The 4,997-nt window shown below is 40.1% G+C and carries 7 protein-coding genes; 6 read left to right on the top strand and 1 reads right to left on the bottom strand.

Annotated elements, in window-relative coordinates; genetic code table 11:
- Both LD39_RS13150 and spoVM read left to right on the top strand, forming a co-directional pair.
- Positions 1-745 (top strand): thiamine diphosphokinase (locus LD39_RS13150; RefSeq protein ID WP_369793245.1); only part of this gene is annotated, 745 nt, incomplete at its 5' end.
- Between the two features lie 44 nt (positions 746-789).
- A complete protein-coding gene (gene spoVM, locus LD39_RS13145; RefSeq protein ID WP_035531293.1) occupies positions 790-870 on the top strand; it encodes a stage V sporulation protein SpoVM in 81 nt (26 codons plus the stop codon).
- 157 nt (positions 871-1,027) lie between these two features.
- Here the strand turns inward: spoVM and rpmB are convergent, their stop codons facing one another.
- On the bottom strand, positions 1,028-1,216 hold the full coding sequence (rpmB, locus tag LD39_RS13140; protein WP_035547582.1) for a 50S ribosomal protein L28: 189 nt from the start codon (positions 1,214-1,216) through the stop codon (positions 1,028-1,030).
- 244 nt (positions 1,217-1,460) lie between these two features.
- Between rpmB and LD39_RS13135 the strand changes: the two genes are divergently transcribed.
- The 4 genes from LD39_RS13135 (at position 1,461) to LD39_RS13120 (ending at position 4,775) form a co-directional block, all read left to right on the top strand.
- Positions 1,461-1,823, top strand: a complete 363-nt coding sequence (locus LD39_RS13135; RefSeq protein WP_035547579.1) for an Asp23/Gls24 family envelope stress response protein — start codon at positions 1,461-1,463, stop codon at positions 1,821-1,823.
- A gap of 31 nt (positions 1,824-1,854) precedes the next feature.
- Positions 1,855-3,522, top strand: a complete 1,668-nt coding sequence (locus LD39_RS13130) for a DAK2 domain-containing protein (RefSeq protein WP_035547576.1) — start codon at positions 1,855-1,857, stop codon at positions 3,520-3,522.
- A gap of 367 nt (positions 3,523-3,889) precedes the next feature.
- Positions 3,890-4,303 (top strand): Hsp20 family protein, encoded by a 414-nt coding sequence (locus LD39_RS13125; RefSeq protein WP_035547573.1) that lies wholly within the window; start codon positions 3,890-3,892, stop codon positions 4,301-4,303.
- A gap of 79 nt (positions 4,304-4,382) precedes the next feature.
- Positions 4,383-4,775 carry a hypothetical protein gene (locus LD39_RS13120; RefSeq protein ID WP_052158864.1) on the top strand — a complete coding sequence of 131 codons (393 nt, stop codon included), beginning with the start codon at positions 4,383-4,385 and terminating at the stop codon, positions 4,773-4,775.
- Positions 4,776-4,997: the final 222 nt, after the last annotated feature.

Here is a 4,997-nt window from a genome sequence, read left to right as displayed (position 1 = left end):
CACAAAAAATAAAAAAAGCCCGGAGGAAGCGGACACTCGATTCCTCGGGGCTTTTTTCTATAGACAAGGAGGAGGAAAGGCAGTGTGCAGAACGGTTGTTGTCGTAGGCGGAGGGCCAAAACCTTTTGTCCCTGATTTATCTCTTTATGTTACCAGTGAACAGCTATGGATCGGGGCCGATCAAGGAGCGGAAGTCATATTGGAACAAGGAATCATCCCAGACCTGGCTATTGGTGATTTCGATTCGGTTAGTAAATCATCTTATAAAACCATCAAGGCCCAAGCTAAATCTTACAAAGAGTACCCGAACGAAAAGGATGAAACGGATCTCGAACTTGCAATCATGGAGGCACTGAAGTGTAACCCTGAGCATATTCTATTATTCGGGGTAACCGGGGGGAGAATGGATCATTCACTCGCAAACATCCAGCTTCTTTATCCTCTACTGCAAAAGAATGTAAAAGCTAAAATTATTGATGTTCAGAATCAGGTGGAATTAGTTTCTGCGGGCAGGCATACAATTGAAGCGGATGAGCAATATCCTTACCTTTCTTTTCTGCCAATTACATTGGAAGTAAAAAACTTATCGCTCACCGGTTTTTATTATCCTTTGACTAATGCCTATTTACCTTATGGGTCTACGTTATGCATATCAAACAGGCTGATTCAAGAAGCAGGTACTTTTTCTTTTGATTCTGGCATACTCTTAGTAATAAGAAGTAAAGACTTGACCAATAGAGGATAACGAAGGGCGTTTCGCATTAGCTTTATATATGAGGAGGGGGCTCTTTGAAGTTTTATACGATCAAACTCCCGAGGTTTGTCGGGGGTATAGTGCGCGCAGTCATAAGTACTTTTAAAAAAGACTAGGGTTTTGTGTCCGACTAGGCTCGATACCCAGGATAAGACCCGCATCAATACGGCAATTGCCGCGATGCGGGTCTTATCCTATTCTTACAATAAAAAAAGCACCCTCTTAGGGGGTGCTTTTCTTAATCGAAGAAAATTCTTCGATGGTAAAGTTCAATTATACGCGTTGAACTTTACCAGATTTTAATTCACGTGCAGTGACATAAGCTTTTTGAGGTTTGCCATCCACAAGGATGCGCACTTTTTGAACATTAGCTTTGAATTTACGTTTATTAGCGTTCATTGCGTGTGAACGGTGGTTTCCGGAACGTGTACCTTTACCAGAAATTACACTTCTGCGTGCCATATGAAAATCCCTCCTGTTACATACATAAATCATCAGATACTTAGTAACTGTATCATATCAAATGCGTGTTTGCAATATAGCAACTTAAATTATATCAAGAATTTTCTCTTGACAGATACTATGAATTGATACAAAGTATAATAGGGGTAACAGTCTCATTTTCAGCACGTAATCATAGCGTTTTCATTCCCTTCATTGTGTTATAATATGGGATAGAAGATGAGCAGTAAAAAGGAGGATATATATGTCCGTTGATTTGAATAATAAATATGGTCATATTACGATCAGTAATGAAGTCATTTCCACTATTGCAGGAGGAGCTGCTGTAGAATGTTATGGGATCGTTGGAATGGCATCTAAAAATCAAATTCGTGATGGGTTTACAGAAATGCTTAGAAAAGAGAATTTTTCAAAAGGCGTGGTCGTTAGACAGGAAAACGACGACCTTCATATAGACATGTATATCATCGTAAGTTATGGTACGAAAATATCTGAAGTTGCACATAACGTCCAATCACAGGTGAAATATACACTTAATAAAACAGTTGGATTATCTGTGGATTCCGTGAATATTTTCATTCAGGGTGTACGGGTAACAAGTGAATAGGTAAGCGGTGCAGTCAAAGGAGGAAGTAAGCGTGACGTTACAAAAGTTAGACGGCAAGACATTAGCCGAAATGATCTTACAAGGGGCCCATCATTTAAAGAAGAACTCACAAATGATTGATGCCCTTAATGTATTCCCGGTTCCAGACGGAGATACAGGAACCAATATGAATCTCTCAATGACTTCCGGCGCGGAAGAAGTGAAGACAGTGGATGAGAATCATGCTGGGATCGTATCGAAAGCCTTAGCCAAAGGGTTATTGATGGGAGCAAGAGGGAACTCAGGAGTCATTTTATCTCAATTGTTCAGAGGGTTCTCGAAAGCCATTGAAGAAAAAGATGTTCTGACAACCAATGATTTCTCGAGTGCTCTTCAAGGTGGAGTAGAAACGGCTTACAAAGCTGTTATGAAACCTGTCGAAGGAACGATTTTGACTGTTGCTAAAGACTCTGCTGAAGCCTCAATAGAGTTAGCAGAAAAAGAAAGTGAGTTTGTACCGTTCATTGAGGGTGTAGTAGAAGCAGCCAAAGCTTCACTGAAACGGACGCCTGATCTCTTACCAGTGTTAAAAGAAGTCGGTGTTGTAGACAGTGGTGGGCAAGGGCTTCTGACCATTTATGAAGGGTTACTAGCCAATCTAAAAGGTGAGGATATGCCTGACGTGGAAGAAGTCGCTTCCATGGATGATATGGTTAATGCAGAACATCATAAGCTAGCTCAAGACTTCATGAATACGGAAGATATCGAATTCGGCTATTGTACAGAATTCATGGTCAAATTTGAAGAAGAGAAGCTTCTGAATAATCCTTATGATGAAGAACAATTCAGACAACAATTGAGTGAACTCGGGGATTCATTGCTGGTCGTTTCAGATGAAGATTTAATCAAAGTTCACGTTCACGCTGAACATCCTGGAGAAGCGTTAAGCCTGGGGCAACAGTTCGGTAGCTTAATAAATATGAAAATTGAAAATATGCGTGAGCAGCATACTTCGATTGTCGGTGACAAGAAGAAAAAGAGTAAACCGGCACAAGAAAAAGCTGAATACGGTATTGTTACAGTGAGCATGGGAGATGGGATTAAAAAGCTGTTTGAAAGTCTTGGAGCGACTGTAGTCATTCAAGGTGGCCAAACAATGAACCCAAGTACCCAGGATTTATCTGAGGCCATAAAGGAAGCACATGCGAATAAAGTATTTATTCTTCCTAACAATAAAAACATCGTTATGGCAGCAGAACAAGCAGCTGAGATTGCAGATGAAGAAGTAGTTGTCATCCCTACAAAGAGTATTCCACAAGGGATGAGTGCAATGTTAGGTTTTAATCCTGAAGCTGATCTTGAAGCGAATAAGAATGAAATGACGGGTCTTATGAGCGAAGTGAAGACTGGTCAAATTACTTATGCTGTCCGTGATACCCAGATTGAAGGACTGACTATTGAGAAAGGTCACTTCATGGGTATTTCAGATGGGAAGATCTCTTCGACAGATAAAGATGCATTAACAACAGCGAAGGCGTTGTTGAACCAAATGATTGATGAAGATGAGGATGAGATTTTAACTATTCTCACTGGTGAAGATGTTGATGATAAAGACGTTTCTCTGTTGGAAGCGTATATTGAAGAGACGTTTGAAGACCTTGAGGTTGAGATCCATAATGGTGGACAGCCCATTTATTCTTACATCTTTTCAGTTGAATAACGTGAAAGCGCAGCGATCGGCTGCGCTTTTTATTTTTTGCCTTGACCACTGTAACAAGTATAAATCAGTAATGAACAAAAGGATTAAAAGGGGTATTCAGCATAAATGCAGGATTCTGGAAGACTTGATTTCGAGAGGATCTTCGGTTCCTTTCTCGGTATGTGAAGCAGGTTGTTGGGGGAAGTAACTCGCTTTTCGCGGGCAGATGCCGAACAATTGGAGAAAAATATTCATATTACCCATCAGGTCACACGAACTCCTTAGGAAGAGAGGGAAGTTGGGCTGATACCCAATCTATTCTTCAAATATGACACTCCAAAGCCTCAGGCATATGTTGTAAGTGTAAAGAGTAGAGGAGGTAAAAGCGATGAGTTCAAACCGGAACAATCTTCCGAAAATTTTCGATGATTCTTTTTATCAAATTATGAGTAGCGTTGATTCTTTTTTTGATAAAGCTTTAGAGCGATTAAGTTCCTCAATACTACAATTTCCGTTTGAAGTAAAGTCGTATGAGACGCAAAGCTACTATATGGTTGAGGCAGAATTGGGCGGATATTCTATAGAACAAATCCAATTGGATGTGCTGGACGGTTTTTTGAAAATCGGGTTGGAAGACTCTAGGCAGTCGATCATTCAACACGAAGATAAGGGCCGTTATCATGAAGAAAAGTCTTATCAGAGAATGGAGCGGTTTATTCCTGTCGCCCGAAGCATTTCAAAGTCTGATATTAAGACATCTTTTAATGATGGTGTTCTAAAGATTTTTATTCCGAAGGGTTAAGGGAGGGGAGGTGACAACTTCCTCTTCTTAGTCCATTACATATACTATAGAATGTGATGCAAAAGAAGGGGCGGAAAATATGTATTGGAACACATACGGATACCCTGTTCAATCACCCTATTATTTTATTCCTAATCGAATTTATCACCCTTATCAGAATCAAGAAATATTGCAAAGACCCTATCCTCCTGTAGACCCTGGGATATTTACTAGCTCTGCGACAGAGATGCATCAACTGATGAAGAAAGCAGACGCTCTTATGCAGAAACTTGCAAATTCAAGTTCTTTTGCCAAAGATGTGATGGATGCAGCACAAAATAACGAAAAACAAAAGGTCAATCAACTATTGAAATCAACTGGATTGGATAGTGGAATGAAAACGAGTTACAACCCTGATGGTTTGAAAATTATTCTCACTTCTGAAGTAAATAATATGGATTGTTGTCATTTGACGATCTCTCTTAAGTGGTGAAACTAAAGGCTAAATTATTGATACTTTTTTCAATGATTCATTTAATCAATAAGCGATTATAAAAGCTATTCAACAATAGTGCAGGATTACGGAAGACTCGATTTCAATATGTATGTGTGGTTTTAGGGTCTTTGGGGAAGGACTCGCTTTCCTGTGGGGGAACCGGCGAGCTTCCTCGGGCTGCGCTTGCCTACTTCCTTCTCCCACGGGAGTCTCCCCMTT

This window comes from Halobacillus sp. BBL2006 (assembly GCF_000786645.1).
GTDB lineage: Bacteria > Bacillota > Bacilli > Bacillales > Halobacillaceae > Halobacillus.
The sequence above is the reverse complement of the archived record's forward strand: the minus strand, read 5'-3'. Positions and strand labels throughout refer to the sequence as shown.

Excerpts from the sequence above, each read along its gene's own strand:
- rpmB (WP_035547582.1), bottom strand. The coding sequence starts at position 1,216 with ATGGCACGCAGAAGTGTAATTTCTGGTAAAGGTACACGTTCCGGAAAC.
- LD39_RS13135 (WP_035547579.1), top strand. The coding sequence starts at position 1,461 with ATGTCCGTTGATTTGAATAATAAATATGGTCATATTACGATCAGTAAT.
- LD39_RS13125 (WP_035547573.1), top strand. The coding sequence starts at position 3,890 with ATGAGTTCAAACCGGAACAATCTTCCGAAAATTTTCGATGATTCTTTT.
- LD39_RS13120 (WP_052158864.1), top strand. The coding sequence starts at position 4,383 with ATGTATTGGAACACATACGGATACCCTGTTCAATCACCCTATTATTTT.